Annotated in this window: 22 protein-coding genes and 1 pseudogene; 10 read left to right on the top strand and 13 right to left on the bottom strand. The window is 69.6% G+C overall.

From position 1 onward, the window contains the following. Entirely contained in the window at positions 1–876 is an 876-nt protein-coding gene (locus DMC18_RS19050; protein WP_110119953.1) for a hypothetical protein, read from the top strand. Between the two features lie 27 nt (positions 877–903). Here DMC18_RS19050 and DMC18_RS19045 read toward each other — a convergent pair whose 3' ends face one another. The 3 genes from DMC18_RS19045 to DMC18_RS19035 all read right to left on the bottom strand — a co-directional run bounded on the left by DMC18_RS19045 (position 904) and on the right by DMC18_RS19035 (position 2,492). Beyond that, the gene (locus DMC18_RS19045; RefSeq protein WP_110119954.1) at positions 904–1,203 is read right to left on the bottom strand and encodes a transcriptional regulator; all 300 of its coding nucleotides are present in this window, start codon (positions 1,201–1,203) and stop codon (positions 904–906) included. A 2-nt stretch (positions 1,204–1,205) separates the two neighbouring features. After that, the gene (locus tag DMC18_RS19040) at positions 1,206–1,781 is read right to left on the bottom strand and encodes a hypothetical protein (RefSeq protein WP_233245250.1); all 576 of its coding nucleotides are present in this window, start codon (positions 1,779–1,781) and stop codon (positions 1,206–1,208) included. A gap of 84 nt (positions 1,782–1,865) precedes the next feature. Continuing rightward, positions 1,866–2,492: a LysE/ArgO family amino acid transporter gene (locus DMC18_RS19035; protein WP_110119956.1), complete on the bottom strand. Its 627-nt coding sequence runs from the start codon at positions 2,490–2,492 to the stop codon at positions 1,866–1,868. A gap of 68 nt (positions 2,493–2,560) precedes the next feature. Between DMC18_RS19035 and DMC18_RS19030 the strand changes: the two genes are divergently transcribed. Next, positions 2,561–3,457 carry a LysR family transcriptional regulator ArgP gene (locus DMC18_RS19030; RefSeq protein ID WP_110119957.1) on the top strand — a complete coding sequence of 299 codons (897 nt, stop codon included), beginning with the start codon at positions 2,561–2,563 and terminating at the stop codon, positions 3,455–3,457. Here DMC18_RS19030 and DMC18_RS19025 read toward each other — a convergent pair. Then, complete coding sequence (locus DMC18_RS19025; RefSeq protein ID WP_110119958.1) at positions 3,454–4,710, bottom strand: DNA polymerase IV; 1,257 nt, start codon at positions 4,708–4,710, stop codon at positions 3,454–3,456. The two genes, DMC18_RS19030 and DMC18_RS19025, sit on opposite strands and share 4 nt — an antisense overlap. Further along, positions 4,707–5,363, bottom strand: coding sequence for a hypothetical protein (locus tag DMC18_RS19020; protein ID WP_110119962.1), 657 nt, complete (start codon positions 5,361–5,363; stop codon positions 4,707–4,709). The genes DMC18_RS19025 and DMC18_RS19020 overlap by 4 nt, the downstream gene beginning before the upstream one ends. Before the next feature lie 122 nt (positions 5,364–5,485). On the opposite strand from DMC18_RS19020, the gene DMC18_RS19015 reads away from it, so the two are divergent. Continuing rightward, a complete protein-coding gene (locus DMC18_RS19015) occupies positions 5,486–5,854 on the top strand; it encodes a response regulator (RefSeq protein ID WP_110119963.1) in 369 nt (122 codons plus the stop codon). A 6-nt stretch (positions 5,855–5,860) separates the two neighbouring features. Then, complete coding sequence (locus DMC18_RS19010) at positions 5,861–7,225, top strand: PleD family two-component system response regulator (RefSeq protein WP_110119959.1); 1,365 nt, start codon at positions 5,861–5,863, stop codon at positions 7,223–7,225. Between the two features lie 27 nt (positions 7,226–7,252). Here DMC18_RS19010 and DMC18_RS19005 read toward each other — a convergent pair whose 3' ends face one another. The 4 genes from DMC18_RS19005 to DMC18_RS18990 form a co-directional block, all read right to left on the bottom strand. After that, positions 7,253–8,014 carry a glutaminyl-peptide cyclotransferase gene (locus DMC18_RS19005; protein ID WP_233245251.1) on the bottom strand — a complete coding sequence of 254 codons (762 nt, stop codon included), beginning with the start codon at positions 8,012–8,014 and terminating at the stop codon, positions 7,253–7,255. A gap of 138 nt (positions 8,015–8,152) precedes the next feature. After that, the gene (rpmG, locus tag DMC18_RS19000) at positions 8,153–8,320 is read right to left on the bottom strand and encodes a 50S ribosomal protein L33 (protein WP_004620056.1); all 168 of its coding nucleotides are present in this window, start codon (positions 8,318–8,320) and stop codon (positions 8,153–8,155) included. 81 nt (positions 8,321–8,401) lie between these two features. Next, positions 8,402–8,836: a DUF6265 family protein gene (locus DMC18_RS18995; protein WP_110119960.1), complete on the bottom strand. Its 435-nt coding sequence runs from the start codon at positions 8,834–8,836 to the stop codon at positions 8,402–8,404. A gap of 2 nt (positions 8,837–8,838) precedes the next feature. Continuing rightward, positions 8,839–9,558 (bottom strand): NUDIX hydrolase, encoded by a 720-nt coding sequence (locus DMC18_RS18990; RefSeq protein WP_110133204.1) that lies wholly within the window; start codon positions 9,556–9,558, stop codon positions 8,839–8,841. A 163-nt stretch (positions 9,559–9,721) separates the two neighbouring features. Here DMC18_RS18990 and DMC18_RS18985 point away from each other — a divergent pair, with 163 nt between their 5' ends. Continuing rightward, the gene (locus tag DMC18_RS18985; RefSeq protein ID WP_233248224.1) at positions 9,722–10,978 is read left to right on the top strand and encodes an amidohydrolase; all 1,257 of its coding nucleotides are present in this window, start codon (positions 9,722–9,724) and stop codon (positions 10,976–10,978) included. Between the two features lie 201 nt (positions 10,979–11,179). Then, positions 11,180–12,091 (top strand): Hsp33 family molecular chaperone, encoded by a 912-nt coding sequence (locus DMC18_RS18980; protein WP_110119966.1) that lies wholly within the window; start codon positions 11,180–11,182, stop codon positions 12,089–12,091. Between the two features lie 119 nt (positions 12,092–12,210). Here the strand turns inward: DMC18_RS18980 and DMC18_RS18975 are convergent, their stop codons facing one another. From DMC18_RS18975 to metZ, 4 genes are all read right to left on the bottom strand, one after another. Further along, positions 12,211–12,486, bottom strand: coding sequence for a hypothetical protein (locus tag DMC18_RS18975; protein ID WP_110119967.1), 276 nt, complete (start codon positions 12,484–12,486; stop codon positions 12,211–12,213). Between the two features lie 101 nt (positions 12,487–12,587). After that, on the bottom strand, positions 12,588–12,935 hold the full coding sequence (locus DMC18_RS18970) for a hypothetical protein (protein WP_110119968.1): 348 nt from the start codon (positions 12,933–12,935) through the stop codon (positions 12,588–12,590). Positions 12,936–13,009: 74 nt separating this feature from the next. Further along, positions 13,010–13,474 (bottom strand): Co2+/Mg2+ efflux protein ApaG, encoded by a 465-nt coding sequence (apaG, locus tag DMC18_RS18965; RefSeq protein WP_110133203.1) that lies wholly within the window; start codon positions 13,472–13,474, stop codon positions 13,010–13,012. Beyond that, entirely contained in the window at positions 13,455–14,639 is a 1,185-nt protein-coding gene (gene metZ / locus DMC18_RS18960; RefSeq protein ID WP_110119970.1) for an O-succinylhomoserine sulfhydrylase, read from the bottom strand. Before metZ ends, apaG begins: the two co-directional genes overlap by 20 nt. A gap of 207 nt (positions 14,640–14,846) precedes the next feature. On the opposite strand from metZ, the gene DMC18_RS18955 reads away from it, so the two are divergent. From DMC18_RS18955 to DMC18_RS18940, 4 genes and pseudogenes are all read left to right on the top strand, one after another. Further along, entirely contained in the window at positions 14,847–16,148 is a 1,302-nt protein-coding gene (locus tag DMC18_RS18955) for a nucleotide disphospho-sugar-binding domain-containing protein (protein WP_110133202.1), read from the top strand. 74 nt (positions 16,149–16,222) lie between these two features. Beyond that, positions 16,223–17,251, top strand: a complete 1,029-nt coding sequence (locus DMC18_RS18950) for a 2'-deoxycytidine 5'-triphosphate deaminase (RefSeq protein WP_110119971.1) — start codon at positions 16,223–16,225, stop codon at positions 17,249–17,251. A gap of 74 nt (positions 17,252–17,325) precedes the next feature. Continuing rightward, positions 17,326–18,210, top strand: a complete 885-nt coding sequence (locus DMC18_RS18945) for a TraB/GumN family protein (RefSeq protein ID WP_110119972.1) — start codon at positions 17,326–17,328, stop codon at positions 18,208–18,210. Between the two features lie 27 nt (positions 18,211–18,237). Then, positions 18,238–18,658 (top strand): annotated as a pseudogene (locus tag DMC18_RS18940) (kinase); the annotation flags it as partial.

Genomic DNA, 18,658 nt, shown 5'->3' with positions numbered 1-18,658 from the left:
TTGAAGCTCTGGTTGATCGGCGCCGCTCTGGCTGCGGTTTGCGTCGCGGGCGCCGCCGAGGCGGGTATCCCCACGCCCATCAAGATGCAGTGCGCCGTGGGCGGCGAGAACTTTACCCACGTCGGCACGGCCTCCTACAGCACCTGGGGCCGACGGCCGGACGGCAAGCCCTACGGCAGCTGGGAGTTTCCGATGCCGGTCCCGGTGTGCCCGGGCAACGGCCTGGTCATGTACCGCGATTTCTCCAAGTCGGAGATCAAGCAGCTGGAGACCCTGGTCGCCTCGGACGACTACAAGCGCCTGGCTCGCGCGGACACCAGCTACTATCGGGCCGCCTGGCTGGAGACGGCCCTGAAAGGCGAGGGCGATCCGCTGTGGCTGTTGCTGCAGGCCAGTTGGCAGGCCGACAGTCAGCCGGAGCTCAAGGCCCGCTATCAACGTGAATTCGCCGAGCGGGCCGAGGCCGAGCCGGTGAAGGCCGAGGACCAGGGCTGGCTGGGCCTGCTGGGGCAGGCGGCCAACAGCCGGCGGGAACTGGGTCAGTTCGACGCCGCCAAGGCCGATCTCGCCCGGCTGGAGATCGACAAGCGGCTGGCCGCCCTGCCGGCCGCCCCGGCCGACGGCGCCCAGGAGCCCGAGGAGGTCGCCAACCGGCGCGGTCTGCTAGGCTTCCTCGTCCGGTTGCGGGCCGTGATCGACCGCGGGGACGCCTCGTCCGAGCCGATCGACATGATCCCGCCGATGGCGGCGGCCAACCAGTGCCTGAACCTCGAGGCCAAGGGCCAGAGCCACGAGGTCTGCAAGGCCGAGCGGGTCGCCAGGCAGATGGAGTTCATGCGCAAGGCTCGCACCGAGCGGGGCGCGGCCGGCTCCTGACGGAGGGGCCGCGCCTCGGGGCGGGGATCAGTCCTGAACGCCCTCGACCAGTTCGCGCAGATAGGCGACGTGGCCGCGAAAGGCCTTGGATCCTGTCTGGGTCAGCTTCACGCGGGTGCGGGGGCGCTTGCCGACATGGTCCTTCAGGATCTCGACATAGCCGGCCTTTTCCAGGGCCGTCAGGTGGCTGCCGAGATTGCCGTCGGTGGCCTCGGTGATGGTCTTCAGCCGCGAGAACTCCAGCGGCTCGCCCTGCCGCTCGGCATAGAGGGCGGCCATGATCTTCAGGCGCAGGGGTTGGTGGATCAGGTCGTCGGGCTGCGCCATGGTCAGGCCCTCGCCAGCCAGACGCCGCTGACGAACAGCGCCGCGCTGGCGCTGGCCATCCAGAAGGCCAGGTATTCCTTGAAGGCGTAGAAGCCGATCAGGGTCAGGGCGAACATCACCGCGCCGATCAGCAGGTAGCGGCGGGCCAGGAACACTCCGACCGCGGCGTAGATCGTGCCGACCAGCAGGCCGGGGAAGGCGAGATAGCCGGCCGGATCGGTCGGCCTCAGCACCGAGAACACCGCCAGGACGAAGAGCATCACCACGCCCATGCCGCCCAGCATGCGCAGGCTGGTGACGTCAGCCCTGCCGCCCTTGCCGGCCACGCCCGCCTGGCCCTTGAGTCGCTGGGCCAGGAGCACGCTGCCGATGGCGCCGATCGCGTCCAGCCCGAACCAGGTCCAGCTCCAGAACGCCGACGGCAGCAGGCCCATGTTCAGATAGCCCAGGGCCCAGATCACGCTCCACAGCATCAGGATCGGCCCGCCGATGCGATAGCCCTTGAGCATGCCGCTGCGGCGGGTGGTCGTGTCTATCTCGGCCAGCGCGGCGGCGGCCTCGTCCTTGGTCAGCACCATCACATCCTCCATGGGGCGCATGCCCTCTGTGGTGCAGAGTTATGTCGATCAGTTACTCTGTCAAGCAGAGTTCTCTGAAGTCGATCAGGCGGCGGCCGCGCCGACAAGCAGGCTAGCCGCCAGGGCCAGCATCACCATGCCGATGCCGAGGTCGAGCACGCGCCAGGCCGCGGGCCGGGCGAACAGCGGCGTCAGGAAGCGGGCGCCGAAGCCCAGCCCCGAGAACCACGCCAGGCTGGCCAGGGCCGCGCCGGCCATGAACAGCGGCCGCTCGCCCGTCGGCAGGCTGGCCCCCACCGCCCCCATCAGCATGACGGTGTCGATGTAGACGTGCGGGTTCAGGAAGGTGAAGGCGGCCGTCCCGGCCAGGGCGGCGCCTAGCGTCAGGCCCGCTTGGTCGGCGACCACCAGGGCGGCCGGGCTGGCGGCGCGGCGCAGGGCGCTCACCCCGGACCAGGCCAGGAACGCAGCCCCGCCCAGGCTGAGGATCAGCGACAGCGCGGGAACCAGGGCCAGCACCTGGCCAAGGCCGCTGACCCCGGCCACGATCAGGCTGGCGTCGGCCAGGGCGCAGAACAGCACGATCGGCAGCACGTGCTCGCGCTTCAGCCCCTGGCGCAGCACGAACATGTTCTGCGCCCCGATGGCGACGATAAGGCCGGCGGAGAGGGCGAAGCCCTTGATGAAGGCGGGGAAAAGAGCGCTGGTCATGGCGGCTTGATGCCGGCCGGCGTCGCTGTAGTCTAACTAAGGATGCTAAATCGAATTTAGGTTGGCTAATGTTGGACTATGCGTCCCTGGCCGCCCTGGCGGCGGTGGCCCGCGAAGGCGCCTTCGACAAGGCCGCGATGGTGCTGGGCGTCACGCCGTCGGCGGTCTCCCAGCGGGTGAAGGGGCTGGAGGAGCGCCTGGGCGCGGTGCTGCTGACCCGCGGCCAGCCGTGTCGGCCAACCGCCGTCGGCGCCAGGCTGTGCGCCCATGTCGAGCAGGTGCGCCTGCTGGAAAGCGACCTCGTCGCCGACCTGCCGCGCCTGGCCGCCCCCGACGCCGGTCGGGCCGTGCTGCGGATCGCCGTCAACGCCGACAGCGTCAGCACCTGGTTTCCCCAGGCCGCCGCCCGGTTCGCGGCGCAGACCGGGGCCATGCTGGACCTCGTTATGGACGACGAGGCCCACACCGCCGAGCGCCTGCGCGACGGCCAGGTGCTGGCGGCCGTCACCGCCGATCCCGCGCCGGTCCAGGGCTGCCGCACCTATCCGCTGGGCGCGATCGACTATGTGGCCACCGCCAGCCCCGACTTCGTCGCCCGGTTCTTCGCGGGCGGGGTGGACGGCGAGAGCCTGGGCGCGGCCCCGATGCTGCGCTTCGACCGCCGCGACGGCCTGCAGGCCCGCTGGGCGCAGGAGGCGCTGGGCGTGAAGCCCGCCGGCCCGGTCCACTTCACCCCGGCCACCCAAGGCATGCTGGACATGAACCTGGCCGGCCTCGGCTGGGCGATGACGCCGCGTGTTCTCGCCAAGCCGCATCTGGAGGCCGGACGCCTCGTGGAGTTGCCGCCCAAGCGGTCCATCGCCGTCGCGCTGTACTGGCAACGCACGCGGCTGTCCGCGCGGCTGCTCGACCAACTGACCCTGGCGGTGCGAACGACGGCGGGGGAGGCGCTGACGGGCGTCTAGCGGTTCTTCAGCGCCCGGCCGGTGACGACGGCGCCCAGGCCGAACTTGCCGCGCAGGGCGTCGATGGCGGTCTCGCTCTTCAGGGCCCGGCGCTCGTCGCCGGCGAAGAAGTCGTCGGCCGCGCCGGCGGCGGGGACGAACTCGGTCAGGCCCGCCCCGATCAGGCGATAGGAGCGGCCCGCCGGCTCGGCGGCCAGCAGTTCGCGCGCCACCTGGAACAGAGTCTGGGCCGTCTGGGTGGGGACGGGCAGGGTGCGGCGGCGGGTGTGGATCTTGAAGTCGGGGGTGCGCAGCTTCAGCGTCGCCACCCGGCCGGCCACTGCCTCGCGGCGCGCCTGGCGGGCCACCTTCTCGCACAGGGGCCAGAGCTGGTCCTCCAGCTCCTCGCGGCGGAAGAGGTCGTCGTTGAAGGTGGTCTCGGCGCTGATCGTCTTGCGCACGCTGTCGGGATCGACGGCGCGGGCGTCCTCGCCGTGGGCCAGGCGGTGCAGCCGCAGCCCGCCCGCGCCCAGCTCCTTGGCCAGCATCTTGAGGTCCGCATTGGCGATGTCGCCGACCGTGCGCAGGCCAAGTCCGGCCAGGCTGGTCACGGTGGCGGGACCAACGCCCGGCAGGATCGACACCGGCTTGGACGCCAGGAACGCCACCGCCTCGGCCGCGCCGATCGCCGAAAAGCCGCGCGGCTTGTCCAGCTCCGAAGCGATCTTGGCCAGGAACTTGTTGGGGGCCAGGCCGACCGAGACCGTCAGGTTCTGCTCGGCCTCGATCTCCCTCTGCACCTTGGCCAGCATCACCGCCGGCGGCGCGCCATGCAGGCGCTCGGTGCCGGACAGGTCGATCCAGGCCTCGTCCAGCGACAGCGGCTGGACCAGCGGCGTCAGGTTGGAGAGGCGGGCCATGATCAGCGCGCTCTCGTGCTTGTACTTGGCGAAGTTGGGCTTCACCACGACCGCGTCGGGGCACAGCTGCAGCGCCTTGTACATCGGCATGGCCGAGCGCGCGCCGCTCATCCGGGCGATGTAGCAGGCCGTGGTCACGACGCCGCGCTTGCCGCCGCCGACGATCACCGGCTTGTCGCGCAGCGACGGATCGTCGCGCTTCTCCACCGAGGCGTAGAAGGCGTCGCAGTCCAGGTGGGCCATCGACAGCTGGCCAAGCTCGTCGTGGAAGACCGTGCGCGGCGAGCCGCACGACGGACAGCGCGGCGCCTTGCGCTCGCCGGTCCACAGACAATCGCGGCAAAGAGCTTTCATCGGCCTTCGAGCGCCAGCGCCTCGCGGATGGCGACCTTCAGGTCTGGCCACAGGTCGATGCGGGCGTGACGGTCGGGAGCGCTGGGGGCCAGCGGACGCAGGCGCTTGTCGGCGACCATCTGGAAGCGGCTGACCGAGGGGGCGCTTGTGGCCACCGATTCGAGTTGCGGCAGCAGGTCGTCGATGAACACCGCCGGGGCCTCGACCCGTCCGGCCAACTGCGCGGCCGACGGACCCTTGGGGCCCGAATTGATCACCAGCGGATAGTCGAAGCCGTGAGTCTTCAGCCACTTGGCCCGGGTCTGGCGGCCGTGCTCGGGGGCGTTGGTCAGGATCACCACATTGGCGTCCAGCGACAGGTCGGCCAGGGCGTCGGCCGCGCCGTCGGCGGGCTCGAGGTCCTCGCCGCCGTCGCGGAAGAAGTCGTCGAACAGGGCCCGGCCGGCGATCAGGTCTAGGTGCTCGGTCTCGCCGGGGCGATAGATGTTCTGGAACAGGGCGAAGCGGTCGACGCGCAGTTCGAAGCCGTGCCGGCCGATGAACGCGCCGAAGCCGGCCATGAACTGGGCCAGCACCTCGTCGACATCCACGATGACGAGCGGACGGTGCGTATCGAGCGTGCAGGCCTTAAGGTCTAGGGAGCAGGGGTCCATGTTCTGCAATCGGGCGTTGGAAACGCGATTAGCGCGGGCTTAAGGATATTCGTGCGATCTGAGGATGAAGAAGCGGCGCGAATCCCTCACGTGTCGCCACGGACCGTATGGTCGGGGTCAGGATGACGAAGAAGGTCCTCATCGTCGAGGATAACGAGCTGAACATGAAGCTCTTTCATGATCTGCTCGAAGCCCAGGGCTATGAGACCCTGCAGACCCGTGAGGGCCTGCAGGCGTTGTCGATCGCCCGTGAGCATCGCCCCAATTTGATCCTCATGGACATCCAGTTGCCCGAGATTTCGGGCCTGGAAGTGACCAAGTGGCTCAAGGAGGACGACGATCTGTCACATATCCCAGTCGTCGCCGTTACGGCATTTGCGATGAAGGGCGACGAGGAACGGATTCGTGAGGGCGGCTGCGAGGCTTACATCTCGAAGCCCATCTCGGTGACGCACTTCCTCGACACCATTCGCCGACTGCTGGAGAGGTAACAGGCCGTGAGCGCGCGAATCCTCGTCGTCGACGACATCGAGGCCAATGTGCGCCTGCTCGAGGCCAAGCTTTCGGCCGAGTATTATCAGGTCTCCTGCGCCTATGACGGCCCGACCGCGCTTGTAAAAGCGGCCGAGGAACTGCCCGACATCATCCTGCTCGACGTGATGATGCCCGGCATGGACGGCTTCACCGTCTGCCGCAGGCTCAAGGAAGATCCCGCCACCCGCCACATCCCGGTGGTGCTGGTCACGGCCCTCGACGGCCGCGCCGACCGCATCCAGGGGCTGGAGGCCGGCGCCGCCGACTTCCTGACCAAGCCCATCGACGACGTCATGCTGTTCGCCCGCGTGCGCAGCTCGACCCGCCTGAAGATGGTCATCGACGAGCTGCGCCAGCGCGAGGCCTCGGGCCGCCGCATCGGCGTGATCGCCGGCGCCGCCACCCGCCTCGACGGCATCGGCGGCCGCGTCCTGATCGTCGACGACAACGAACGCCAGGCCCAGCGCGTGGCCGCCGAGCTGGCGGTCGAGCACCGCCCGGTGGTCGAGACCGATCCGGCCAAGGCCGAGGTCAGCGCCAGCGGCCCCGTGGACCTGGTCATCGTCAACGCCGCCGCCCGCGGCTTCGACGGCCTGCGCTTCGCCGCCACCCTGCGCTCGAGCGAGCGCACCCGGCACCTGCCGATCCTGGCCGTCGTCGATCCCGACGACCGTCCGCGGATGGTCAAGGCGCTGGATCTCGGCGTCAACGACGTGCTGCCGCGCCCGATCGACCCGCAGGAACTGGCCGCCCGCGCCCGCACCCAGGTGCGGCTCAAGCGCTACACCGACTATCTGCGCAACAATCTCGACCACTCGCTGGAACTGGCCGTCACCGATCCGCTGACCGGCCTGCACAACCGTCGCTACATGACCGGCCAGCTGTCGGCCCTGGTCAACCGCGCCACCATGGGCGGCGACCCGGTGTCGGCGCTGATGATCGACATCGACTACTTCAAGAAGATCAACGACGGCTTCGGCCACGACGTCGGCGACGAGGTGCTGCGCGAGTTCGCCCTGCGCCTGGCCTCGAACGTCCGCGCCATCGACCTGCCTTGCCGCTTCGGCGGCGAGGAGTTCACGGTGATCATGCCCGACACCCAGCTGGTCGACGCCGTGCGCATCGCCGAGCGCATCCGCATGCACGTGGCCGGCTCGCCGTTCCGCGTGGCCGGCGGCCAGGAGCTGCTGACGGTGACGATCTCGGTCGGCGTCTCGGCCACCAGCGGCGCGGGCGACACCCCCGAAGCCCTGCTCAAGCGCGCCGACAGCGGCGTCTACGAGGCCAAGGCCTCGGGCCGCAACGCGGTGGTCGGCAAGGCGGCCTAGTTTCCCTCTCCGAGAGGAGAGGCGGGCCTACTTCGCGATCTTGATCTCGTACAGCCACGGCCAGAACTTTCCGGTCACGAAGATCCGGTCGCCCTTGGCGTCGTAGGCGATGCCGTTGAGCACGTCGGCGTGGGCGGCTTCCTGCGGCGTCAGCAGGCCCGACATGTCGAGGCGCCCGATCACGTTGCCGGTCTTGGGATCGATGCGGATGATCTGGTCGGTCTGCCAGAGGTTGGCCCAGACCTCGCCCTTGATGAATTCCAGTTCGTTGATCTGGTCGACCGGCTGGCCGAACTCGGTGACCTTGATCCGGCCGGTCTCCTTCAGGGTCTCCGGATCCAGGAAGCGCAGCTCGCTCGTGCCGTCGCTCATGATGATGCGGCGGTCGTCGCGGGTCAGGGCCCAGCCTTCGCCAGTGTAGTTGAAGGTCGACTTGACGGCGAAGGTGGCGCGGTCGCGCACGAAGCCGACGCCGTCCTTCCAGGTCAGCTGCACCAGCTTGTCGCCCCAGTCGACGATGCCTTCGCCGAAATACTTGGGGTCCATGTCGGCCTGCTGCTGCACCGCGCCGGTCTCCAGCGACACCCGGCGCACCCAGGAGCGGCCTTCCAGGCCCGTGCTCTCGTAGAGCTGGCCGTCACGGAACAGCAGGCCCTCGGTGAACGCCTGGCGGTCGTGCGGGTAGGTGCGGACGACCTCGTAGCCCTGGGTGTGCGGGACCGGCTCCGGCGCCGAGCAGGCGGGCACGGCGGCCAGGATCGAGAAGGCGAGGGCGAGGCGAACGATCACGCGGGGGAATCCTATGCCAGGGCAGGCGCCCACTGCGTCACTAGCCGAGTTGGCCCGGAAAAACAAAAACCCCAAAAACAAAAACGCCCGACGTTGCCGCCGGGCGTTTTCGAAATTCGTCGGTGCGACGAGGCGATCTTACTTGATCTTGCCTTCGCGGAATTCGACGTGCTTGCGCACGACCGGGTCGTACTTCTTCAGCACCATCTTCTCGGTCTTGGTGCGGGCGTTCTTCTTGGTGACGTAGAAGAAGCCGGTGTCCGCCGTCGAGTTCAGGCGGATCTTGATCGAAGCCGGTTTGGCCATGGTCGAATCCCTGCGGTAATCGCGCAGGTCCCCGCGCGGTCGAAATGAGAGGCGCGGAACATACTCATGAACGGGGCAAAGTCAATTGCCGGCTGCGCATCGCTTGTAAGGGAAATCCACCGACCGCGGCTTGCCGTCGATTTCCCCCTCGATCCGGCCCAGAAGCCCGTCCGGGCCTTGGCTGCGATAGATCACCCGCTGCGGAAAGTCGTGGGCGAGGTTTTCGAAGACCAACTCGCCGGGACCTGCGCTCTTCAACGGAAAGGCGCCTTCGGCCTGGCCGGAGGGCAGGGCGACGAAGGTGAGTCGTCCGTCGGCCTCCTGGATTCGGGTGAACTCCCAGCCTCGGGCCATGCCGTCGCGCACCGTGCGGCTCATGCCCAGCATCATCCCGCCGCCGGGCGCGAGCCACTGCTCCTCGACGACGCCGTTGGCCAGGTCCTGCTTCCAGCAGCCGGCCAGGAAGGCGGCCTGGTCGATGGGGGCGGTCTGCAGGGCGAGGAGGAGGGCGAGCATGGTCAGAGTTCCGTCATCACCGCATTGCCGCGCAGGAAGCGCATGAACGGCGCCGGGCGGCCGGGGTCCTTCATCTGCTGGTCGGTCTCGCGCAGCACCATGCGGGTGATGCTGGGCAGATCAAGGTCGCGGGTCTCGTCGAAGCTGACCCAGGCGATCTCGTCCAGCTCGCCGCAGTCGGGCTGGCGCTCCAGGCTCAGGAGGGCGCTGGCCGGGGCCATGAAAAAGCGGGCGTCGAAGCGGCGGGGGCGATAGGGCGGGGTGATGGCCCGCGCCACGAAGCTCAGCGGCGCCAGGTCGGGCAGGGCGCCCTGGGCCAGGAACGGCCGCCAGGCCCCGGCCCCGGGGCGCGGCGGGGCGGCCTTGGCCAGCAGCAGGCCCGTCTCCTCGAAGGTCTCGCGCACGGCGGCCAGCGCCAGGGCGCGGGCCAGGCGGGCGGGGGAGGCGTGCCTGGGATGCCTGGCCAGGCGCTCGGCCACCTCCGGAGAAAGCTCGCTGGCCGAGGGGGCGTCGAAGTCGCCGCGATCGACGCGGCCGCCTGGAAACACCCACTTGCTGGCCATGAAGGCGTGGCCGCGATTGCGCCGGCCCATCAGCACGCGCGGCGCAGGGCCGTCGTCTCGCACCACGATCACGGTGGCGGCGTGGCGGGGGCGGATGACGCCGGAACTCGGATCCAGCGCCTCGCCATCATCCTTGGAGTCGAAAGCAGGCTCGGTCATGGACGAAGCTTAGTCTCCGTGACGCTTCTGCAAAGCCGTTCCTTAGGGAAAGCATGGCCGGCCTTGACCCGGCCCTAGGAACCGCCAAGCTCGCCCGCAAAGTCTTCTCTAGGAGTCGGGTATGGGCGTGCGCACGACGGTTTCGGTTCTGGCCCTGGCGATCATGGCGGCCAGTCCCGCACTCGCGGCCCCCTCCAACGCCAAGGTCGAGGCGGCGGCCAAGGCGGTCCAGCCACAGGTCGTGGCCTGGCGGCGCGACGTGCACGAGCATCCCGAACTGGGCAACCAGGAGGTCCGCACCGCCGCCCTGGTGGCCAAGGAGCTGAAGGTCCTGGGCCTTGAGGTCCGCGAGGGCGTCGGCAAGACCGGCGTGGTCGGCGTGCTGAAGGGCGGGAAGCCCGGCAAGGTCGTGGCTCTGCGCGCCGACATGGACGCCCTGCCGGTGCTGGAAAAGACCGGCCTGCCGTTCGCCTCCAAGGCCACCGCTACCTGGGAAGGCAAGACCGTTCCCGTCATGCACGCCTGCGGCCACGACACCCACGTGGCCATGCTGCTGGGCGCGGCCACGGTGCTGGCCGGCATGAAAGCCGACATCGCCGGCACGGTGGTGTTCATCTTCCAGCCGGCCGAGGAAGGTCCCCAGGCCGGCGACGAGGGCGGCGCCAAGCTGATGATCGCCGACGGCGCGCTCGACAACCCGAAGGTCGACGCCATCTTCGGCGTCCATATCGGCCCCGGCGACGCCAACGCCCTGAACTATCGCCCCGAAGGCTTCTACGCCGGCGCCGATCGCCTCACCATAACGGTCAAGGGCAAGCAGACCCACGGCGCGCGGCCCTGGGCGGGCATCGACATGGCCAGCGTCTCGGCCGACATCGTCCAGGCCCTGAACCAGATCGCCGCCCGCCAGATCGACGTCGGAACCTCGCCGACCGTCCTGACCATCGCCACCATCAACATGGGCGTGCGCAACAACATCATCCCCGAAGACCTGGTGATGAGCGGCACCCTGCGCACCTTCACGCCCGAGCGTAAGGCCGAGGTGATCGCCAAGACCCAGAAGGCCGTGGCCGCCATCGGCGACCGCTATGGCGCCAAGGCCGAGGCGGTGTTCACCCAGCCCTATCCGGTCACCTGGAACGACGCGGCCCTGTCGAAGTGGGTCAAGGGTCCGCTGGAGAAGGCCTCGCCGGGCAAGGTCGACGACCAGGCCGCCCTGGTCACCGGCGCCGAGGACTTCTCCCTCTACGGCCAGAAGGTCCCGGCCGTGTTCGTCCAGCTCGGCGGCCGCAAGGCCGACGTCCCCGCCGCCGGCGCCCCCGCCAACCACTCGCCCTATTTCGACATCGACGAGGCGGTGCTGGAGACCGGCGTGAAGGCCGAGGTGTTCATGGCGCTGGATTACCTGGCGAAGAAATAAGGACCCTCCCCCTGAAGGGGGAGGTGTCGGCGAAGCCGACGGAGGGGGATGTGGCTGCAGAGCCTGCAACCCTCTCGCCGCCGGGAGGAACTTCCCCCTCCGGCCCTCCGGGCCACCTCCCCCTTCGGGGAGAGGGTCTCCAGTGGCGACCCCATACGGGAGAGGTTGGATTTTCCGCCAAAGCGCCTATCTAACCGCCCCATGAGCGACGCCGCCCCCCAGATCACCGTTCCCGACGACCTCGTTTCCGCCTTCCAGATCGAGGGCCTGCCCGTGCGCGGCCGCGTCGTGCGGCTGGGCGAGGCGGTCAACGAGGTGCTGACCCGTCACGCCTATCCCGAGCCGGTGGCCAACCTGCTGGGCGAGGCCTGCGCGCTGGCCGCCCTGGTCGGCTCGAGCCTGAAGTTCGAGGGCCGGCTGATCGTCCAGGCCCAGGGCGACGGCCCGGTGCGTTACGTGGTCGTCGACTACGACACCACCGGCGGCCTGCGCGGCTATTGCCGGTTCGACGAGGCCGAGGTGGCGGCCGTCTCGGAAGGCTTCGTGCGTCCGGGCGCCAAGACCCTGCTGGGCGGCGGCGTGTTCATCATGACCCTCGACCAGGGCCCCGACATGGAGCGCTACCAGGGCGTCACCGCCATCGAGGGCGAGAGCCTGGCCCTGTGCGCCGAGCAGTACTTCATGCAGTCCGAGCAGATCCCGACCCGCGTGCGCCTGGCCGTCGGCCAGGTCGACACCGGCGAAGGCCCGACCTGGCGCGCCGGCGGCGTGCTGATCCAGACCATCGCCGGCGACGAGATCCGCGGCGAGACCAAGGAAGCCTGGAACCACGCCCAGGCCCTGTTCGAAACCACGGGCGAGGACGAGCTGGTCGATCCGACCGTGCCGACCACCACCCTGCTGTGGCGCCTGTTCAACGAGGACGGCGTGCGCCTGATCGAGGAAAAGCCGCTGCGCGCCTTCTGCCGCTGCTCGGAAGAGCGGATCGGCGTGGTGCTGCAGTCGTTCTCGCCCGAGGAAAAGGCCGAGATGATCGAGCCGGACGGCAAGATCCACGTGACCTGCGAATACTGCTCGCGGGTCTACGCGCTGGAGCCGAACGGCGAGGCGTAAGCCCCCTCCGGCCCTTCGGGCCACCTCGCCCAGAGGGGGAGGATCTAGGAGCGCCGCACCAAGAAGATGCTCCCCCTCTGGGGGAGCTGTCGCGGAGCGACTGAGGGGGTCTTCGCCCCCTAAGCCCGCCCGATCACATACTCATGCGTCAGGTCGAGATCCAGCCGCACCGAGCCGGCCGGCGGTTCGCATGCGTCCAGGTGCGGCGGTTCGCCCAGCACCAGATAGGCCTGGGCGTTGGGCTCGAGGTTGTTGAAGCTGATCTTCGACGAGCCGCCCGGCGGGATCGTGCGCGCCAGGCTGACCGGTCTGGTCGCGGCCTTGGAAAACACCACGACGGTCGAGTTCTGGGTGTCGTCGCTTCGGTTGATGAGGGTCAGCTCGTAGTCGGCCACGCCGCAACCTCCCTATAGTTTCGCGGTCTGACGCCGCAAAAGGAAGTAAACGCGTAACGCCGTTACTTGGCAACGGCGCAGGTTGCGGCGTGGCCGGCCGGTTATTCGTAGCTGACCAGGAAGGCCCGGTTGGGCTGCTGGATCACCGTGGCGATCGTCTCGCTCTTGCCGGTGAAGTCGACCTCGATCGGGGCGCTGGCCACCGAGCTGTGGTCGATCTCTTCGCCGGCGTCATAGGCGATGTCGTTGACATAGAAGTGCGGCGCCGGCTCGCCGTCTTCGGGCGTGTAGTTGACGACGTCGAAGCCGCCGTTGGTCACATGCTGGAGGGTGGCCCAGGCGTTGGTGTAGACGCCCGGCCCGGTCGCAGCGGGCTGCTGGGCGAAGATCGTGTAGCTCTGCGGCGCTACGGAATGGTTCTCGACGCGGATCGTGTAGGTAGTCGCCATGGTCTTCCCCCTGTGGCTGAGACAGGGGGATTCAATAGCTCAAAGTTGCAGGCTGGGAAGGGGCGCGCGCGAGTTTAGTTCGCGCGGCGCGCGGCGCCCGGCAGATGCAGCGAGAACTCGGGGATCTCGGCGGTGAACGGCTCGCCGGCCTCGGTGACCATCTGGTAGCGGCCGACCATCGTGCCCGACGGCGTCGGCAGCGGGCAGTTGGAGACGTAGCGGAAGGCCTCGCGCGGCCGCAGTTCCGGCTGCTCGCCGACCACGCCCGAACCCTCGACCTCGTTGCTGCGGTTCATGGCGTCGGTGACCTTCCACCAGCGCGCCACCAGATGCACGGTCTCGACGCCGTGGTTCTCGATCTCGACGGTGTAGGCCCACAGGTAGAGGCCCTGCTCGGGCGAGGATTCCTCGGGCAGGTAGCAGGGCGCGACCCGCACGACGATGTCGCGCGTGCGGGCCTCGTAGATGCCGGTGTCGGCGCCGCGGCGCCGACGGATCCGCTTCAGGGGCGGACTGGATTCACGCCTGGTCGAGCGCACGGATCACGTCCCGGGTCAGGTCGTCGAGGCTTTCCAGGCCCACCGACAGGCGCACGCCGCCTTCGGTCACGCCCAGCAGCGGCCGCATCTCCTCGGGCACCGAGCGGTGCGTGGTGGTCGGCGGGTGGGTGGCCATCGACTTGGCGTCGCCGAGGTTGTTGGAGATGTCGACGATCTCCAGCGCGTTCAGGAACTTGAAGGCCGCCTCGCGCGAGCCCAGGTCCAGCGCGATCACCGTGCCGCCGCCGCTCATCTGGCTCTTGGCGACGTTGTGGCCCGGGTGGTCGGGGCGGAAAGGATAGAGCACCTGCGTCACCTTCTTGTGCTCGGCCATGGTGTTGGCCAGGGCGAAGGCGCTGTCGGTCTGGCGACGCACGCGCAGGTCCAGGGTCTCCAGGCCCTTGAGCATCACCCAGGCGTTGAACGGCGACAGCGACGGGCCGGTGTGGCGCATGCTGTCGCGGTAGAATTCCTCGTTGATCGCCTCGGTGGTCAGGATCGCCCCGCCCAGCACCCGGCCCTGGCCGTCGATGTGCTTGGTGGCCGAATAGACGACGACGTCGGCTCCCAGCTCCAGCGGCTGCTGGAAGATCGGGGTGGCGAAGACGTTGTCGACGATGACCTTGGCGCCGACGGCGTGGGCCAGCTCCGACACCGCGCGGATGTCGGTGATCGCCAGCACCGGGTTCGAGGGCGTCTCGATCAGCACGGCCTTGGTGTTGGGGCGGATGGCCGCTTCCCAGGCCTTGATGTCGGTGGCGTCGACGAAGGTGGTCTCGACGCCGAAGCGCGGCAGCCACTCGGCGACCAGCCAGCGGCACGAGCCGAACAGGGCGTTGCCCGCCACCACGTGATCGCCGGCCCGCACCAGGCCCATCAGCGAGGAGTGGACGGCGGCCATGCCGGTGGCCGTGGCGCGGCAGACCTCGGCGCCTTCCAGCAGGGCCAGGCGGTCTTCGAACATCTTCACGGTCGGATTGTTGAACCGCGAATAGACGAAGCCCGGATCCTCGCCCGAGAACCGGCGATCGGCGCCCTCGGCGCTGTCGTAGGTGAAGCCTTGCGTCAGATAGAGCGCCTCGGCGGTCTCCATGAACGGCGAGCGCGCCAGACCCCCGCGGATCAGCTTGGTGGCGACGTCCCAGTTCTTCGGATCTTCGGACACGCGATACTCCCGATGACGAAAAGGCCCGCGCCTGCCGCTTCGGCGGACGCAATCGCGGTGGGTATAGGCGATCTTTCACCGCTTCGTCACGGTCCGAGCGCGCCAGGCGAACGAGAGGATGGTCTCGGTCGCCTGACGGGCGTCGCAAGCCTTGCCTTGGCGAGGTGTTGCGGTTCCCATCCAGACGGGCGGTAAAAGGGGGCGTGGATGGCGGCTGGACGAAGGATCGTGCTGGCGACCACGGGTTCGCTCGGCGACCTGCACCCCTTCCTGGCCCTCGCCCTGGCTCTGCGGCGCCTGGGCCATCTTCCCGTGCTGGCGACCCACGAGGACCATCGGGCCAAGGTCGAGGCCGAGGGGCTGGCGTTTCGCCCGCTGCGGCCCAGCACCGAGCAGATCCGGGCGCGCCTGGGCCTGGATATCGCCGACGTGTTCGAGCGGATGGCGCGCGATCCCGACTTCCTGCTGCGCGACCTGCAGATGCCGTTCCTGTCGCAGACCTATGAGGACGTCCGCGCCGCCGCCCAGGGCGCGGACATGGTCGTGACCCACAACATCGTCTTCGGCGCGCCGCTGGCGGCCCGGGCGCTGGGCCTGCCCCTGGTCCGTGTCGCCCTGGCGCCGATCTTCCTGCAGTCGGCGACCGACCCGTCCGAGACCGGGCCGGCGCCCTATGTCTTCTCGCCGCGCTCGCCCGCGGCGGTCGGCTGGAACCGGCTGGTCCGCGCGCTGGTGCGCGGCCGGATCGCCGCGTCCCTGAAGCCCCTGCGCCGCCTGGGCCGATCGCTCGGCGTCGCCCATGCCGGCGCCGACGCCCTGTTCGACTGCGGCCATGGCGACGGCGCGCCGATGCTGGGCCTCTATTCGCCGCGCTTCGGGCCTGTCCAGCCCGACCACCCCGCCGGCCTGACCCTCGTCGGCTTCCCCGCCTACGACAGCGAGACGGGCGGGACGCAGGCGCTGGATCCGGCGCTGGCGGCCTTTCTCGACGCCGGTCCGGCCCCGATCGTGTTCTCGCTGGGCAGCTTCGCGGTCCACGCGCCGGGCGACTTCTATCGCGCCAGCCTCCAAGCGGCGCGCGGCCTGGGGCGACGGGCGCTGCTGCTGGCCGGGGCGGAGGAAGCGCAGCGCCTTCAGGGCGAGCGGCGAGGGGACGTGTTCGTGGCCGCCTACGCCCCCCATTCCCAGGTCTTCCCGCGCGCGGCCGCCATCGTCCATCACGGCGGGATCGGCACGACGGCCCAGGCTCTGCGGTCAGGCAGGCCGCAGCTTGTGACGCCGTTCCTGGGCGACCAGCACGACAACGCCCGGCGGGTGAAGCGCCTGGGCTTGGGGCGCAGGCTCCGGCCCGACCGCTACGAGGGCGGCGGCGCGACCGAAGCTCTGCGGATCTTGCTGGGTGATCCCGCCTATGCGGCCGCCGCCGAGGCCCTGGCGCCGGTGTTTCGAGCCGAGGACGGCGCCGCGGCGGGCGCTCTCTATCTGGACGGGCTGCTCGAGCGGGCCTGACGCCGTCCAGATTCTCGCGACGGCTCCCATAGCGCCCTTGCCTCGCGGCGCCGCTTTAGGAGAGTGTGCCGCCGATGACCGACGCCCATTTCGCGGGGATTCTGCCCTGCCAGACCATCGAGGACCTGATCGCCCAGGAGGCGATCACCTCGCAGACGCCGTTCGACCGTGACCAGGTTCAGCCGGCCAGCCTCGACCTGCGCCTGGGCGTGCGCTGCTGGCGGGTGCGGGCCTCGTTCCTGCCGGGCGTCGCGCGCCGCGTGCCCGAGCGGCTCAAGGACGTGGCCATGCACGAGCTGGACCTGTCGAAGGGCGCGGTGCTGGAGAAGGGCTGCGTCTACATCGCCGAGATCCAGGAGCGCCTGGCCTTGCCGGCAAATGTCGCCGCGCGCGGCAATCCGAAAAGCTCGACGGGCCGGGTGGACGTCTTCGTGCGCCTGCTCAGCGACCGCTCCAAGGCCTTCGACGACATCGAGGCCGGCTATGAGGGTCCGCTCTATATCGAGATCGCGCCCCAGACCTTCTCGGTGCTGGTCCGCGCCGGCACGCGCCTGAACCAGCTGCGCCTCAAGCGCGGCGAGCCGGCCAAGCTGGCGATCCGCAGCGTCGGCGTCGATCTGACCCCGGGCGAGACCGGTATCGTCGGCTTCCGCGGCCGCCGCCACGCCGGCGTCGTCGATCTCGACCACGAGGACGGCCACGACCCCCGCGACTTCTGGGAGCCGCTGGAGACCCGCCACGGCGAGCTGCTGCTCGATCCGGGCGAGTTCTACATTCTCGCCTCCAAGGACGACGTCGAGATCCCGGTCATGGAAGCGGCCGAAATGACCCCGATCGACCCGTCGGTCGGCGAGTTCCGCGTCCACTACGCCGGCTTCTTCGATCCGGGCTTCGGCACCGAAGAGGCTGGGGCCGTCGGCTCCAAGGGGGTGCTCGAGGTGCGCAGCCACGAGACCCCGTTCCTGCTGGAAGACGGCCAGACCGTCGCCCGGCTGGTCTATGAGCCCCTGACCGCCCGCCCGGCCCGCCTCTACGGCGAGGGCGGTTCGCACTATCAGCGGCAGGGGCTGAAGCTTTCGAAGCACTTCAAGCCGTGGCGTTAGGCCGCGGCGCTTCCCGCTCGCGCGGTTAACCCCCTTCGCTCTAGGCTGAGACCGTATTCCTGTCGGGGGAAGCGATGGTTTCAGCGTGGGTGAAGGGCGTAAGACGCCTGCTGGCGGTCATGACGGCCGCGGCGGGGCTGTCTGGCGTCGCCCATGCCGCCCCCGCCATGTGGGAAGTCAGCGACGGCGACTCCCGCATCTATCTGTTCGGTTCGATGCACGTGCTGTCGCCCAAGCTCCAGTGGCGGACCCCGGCTTTCGACCGCGCCTACGCCCAGGCCGGCAAGCTGTGGTTCGAGACCCGCGTCGACGCCGACCCGGCCGCGGTGAAGGCCCTGGTCGACCGCTACGGCGTCGATGTCGACCGCTCCCTGACCGAGAAACTGCCGCCGCGCACCGTCGCCAGTCTGCGCGCGGCGCTGGACCAGCGCGGCGCCAGCCTCGACCGCGTCGATCACCTGCGGCCCTGGGCGGCGGCGATGATGCTGTCGGTGCTGCCGATGACGCAGGCCGGCGGTTCGGTGGCCAGCGGCGCCGACGCGGCCGTCACCCGCCAGGCCGTGAAGGCCGAAAAGCCCGTCCTGGCCTTCGAAAGCTTCGAGCAGCAGCTGCGCCTGTTCGCCGACCTGCCCGAGGCCGTCGAGGTGCAGTATCTCGACGACGTCGCCGCCGAGCAGAACGCGCCGCCGCGCCGGGGCGTCGATCTGCAGAAGGCCTGGCTGAAGGGCGATGTCAATCGCCTGGGCGCGATCCTAGTCGCCGGCATGCGCCGCGACCGGCCTGAATTGTACGAAGCCCTGCTCAAGCGCCGCAACCTGGCCTGGGCCGAGGTTCTAGACCGCGAGATGGCCGGCTCCGGCGTCGAGCTGGTCACGGTCGGCGCCCTGCACATGGCCGGTCCCGACGGCCTGCCGGCCCTGATGAAGGCGCGCGGCTATCGCGTGCGGCGGGTGCAGTAACCCCGCGAAGCGGTGCATGGTCGGGGCATGAGCGCGCCCGACCCGTCCTGGCTTTCCGATTTCATGCGCGACGAGCGGCTCGGTCCGGACTTCGTCGAAGCCTTCCACCTGCTGCACCGGCCTTTGGCCGAGCGTCTGGCCGCGGCCGCGCGCGCCCATGGCCGCCCGGGCTTCGTGGCCGGCCTGTCGGGACCGCAAGGGGCGGGCAAGTCCACCCTGGTGGCGGTGGTCGCCCGGCTGCTGGAGGACGAAGGGCTGAAGGTCGCGGTCCTGTCGCTGGACGACCTCTACCTGACCCGCGCCGAGCGCCAGGCGCTGGCCGCCCAGGTCCACCCGCTGCTGGCCACGCGCGGACCGCCGGGCACGCACGACGTGGCGCTGGGTCTCGCGACCCTTGACGCCCTGGCTAGGCCCGACCAGACGCCGTTGCCGCGCTTCGACAAGGCCG

It is taken from the genome of Caulobacter sp. D5 (assembly GCF_003185805.1).
In the GTDB taxonomy this organism is placed as follows: Bacteria; Pseudomonadota; Alphaproteobacteria; order Caulobacterales; family Caulobacteraceae; genus Caulobacter.
Note: the sequence above shows the minus strand (reverse complement) of the source record. Positions and strands in the feature narration are given on the sequence as shown.

Bases quoted from the DNA above. Each gene is read 5' to 3' on its own strand.
- DMC18_RS19045 (WP_110119954.1), bottom strand. From the start codon at position 1,203: ATGGCGCAGCCCGACGACCTGATCCACCAACCCCTGCGCCTGAAGATC.
- DMC18_RS19040 (WP_233245250.1), bottom strand. From the start codon at position 1,781: ATGGTGCTGACCAAGGACGAGGCCGCCGCCGCGCTGGCCGAGATAGAC.
- DMC18_RS19035 (WP_110119956.1), bottom strand. From the start codon at position 2,492: ATGACCAGCGCTCTTTTCCCCGCCTTCATCAAGGGCTTCGCCCTCTCC.
- DMC18_RS19030 (WP_110119957.1), top strand. From the start codon at position 2,561: ATGTTGGACTATGCGTCCCTGGCCGCCCTGGCGGCGGTGGCCCGCGAA.
- DMC18_RS19025 (WP_110119958.1), bottom strand. From the start codon at position 4,710: ATGAAAGCTCTTTGCCGCGATTGTCTGTGGACCGGCGAGCGCAAGGCG.
- DMC18_RS19020 (WP_110119962.1), bottom strand. From the start codon at position 5,363: ATGGACCCCTGCTCCCTAGACCTTAAGGCCTGCACGCTCGATACGCAC.
- DMC18_RS19015 (WP_110119963.1), top strand. From the start codon at position 5,486: ATGACGAAGAAGGTCCTCATCGTCGAGGATAACGAGCTGAACATGAAG.
- rpmG (WP_004620056.1), bottom strand. From the start codon at position 8,320: ATGGCCAAACCGGCTTCGATCAAGATCCGCCTGAACTCGACGGCGGAC.
- DMC18_RS18995 (WP_110119960.1), bottom strand. From the start codon at position 8,836: ATGCTCGCCCTCCTCCTCGCCCTGCAGACCGCCCCCATCGACCAGGCC.
- DMC18_RS18990 (WP_110133204.1), bottom strand. From the start codon at position 9,558: ATGACCGAGCCTGCTTTCGACTCCAAGGATGATGGCGAGGCGCTGGAT.
- DMC18_RS18985 (WP_233248224.1), top strand. From the start codon at position 9,722: ATGGCGGCCAGTCCCGCACTCGCGGCCCCCTCCAACGCCAAGGTCGAG.
- DMC18_RS18980 (WP_110119966.1), top strand. From the start codon at position 11,180: ATGAGCGACGCCGCCCCCCAGATCACCGTTCCCGACGACCTCGTTTCC.
- DMC18_RS18970 (WP_110119968.1), bottom strand. From the start codon at position 12,935: ATGGCGACTACCTACACGATCCGCGTCGAGAACCATTCCGTAGCGCCG.
- DMC18_RS18955 (WP_110133202.1), top strand. From the start codon at position 14,847: ATGGCGGCTGGACGAAGGATCGTGCTGGCGACCACGGGTTCGCTCGGC.
- DMC18_RS18950 (WP_110119971.1), top strand. From the start codon at position 16,223: ATGACCGACGCCCATTTCGCGGGGATTCTGCCCTGCCAGACCATCGAG.
- DMC18_RS18945 (WP_110119972.1), top strand. From the start codon at position 17,326: ATGGTTTCAGCGTGGGTGAAGGGCGTAAGACGCCTGCTGGCGGTCATG.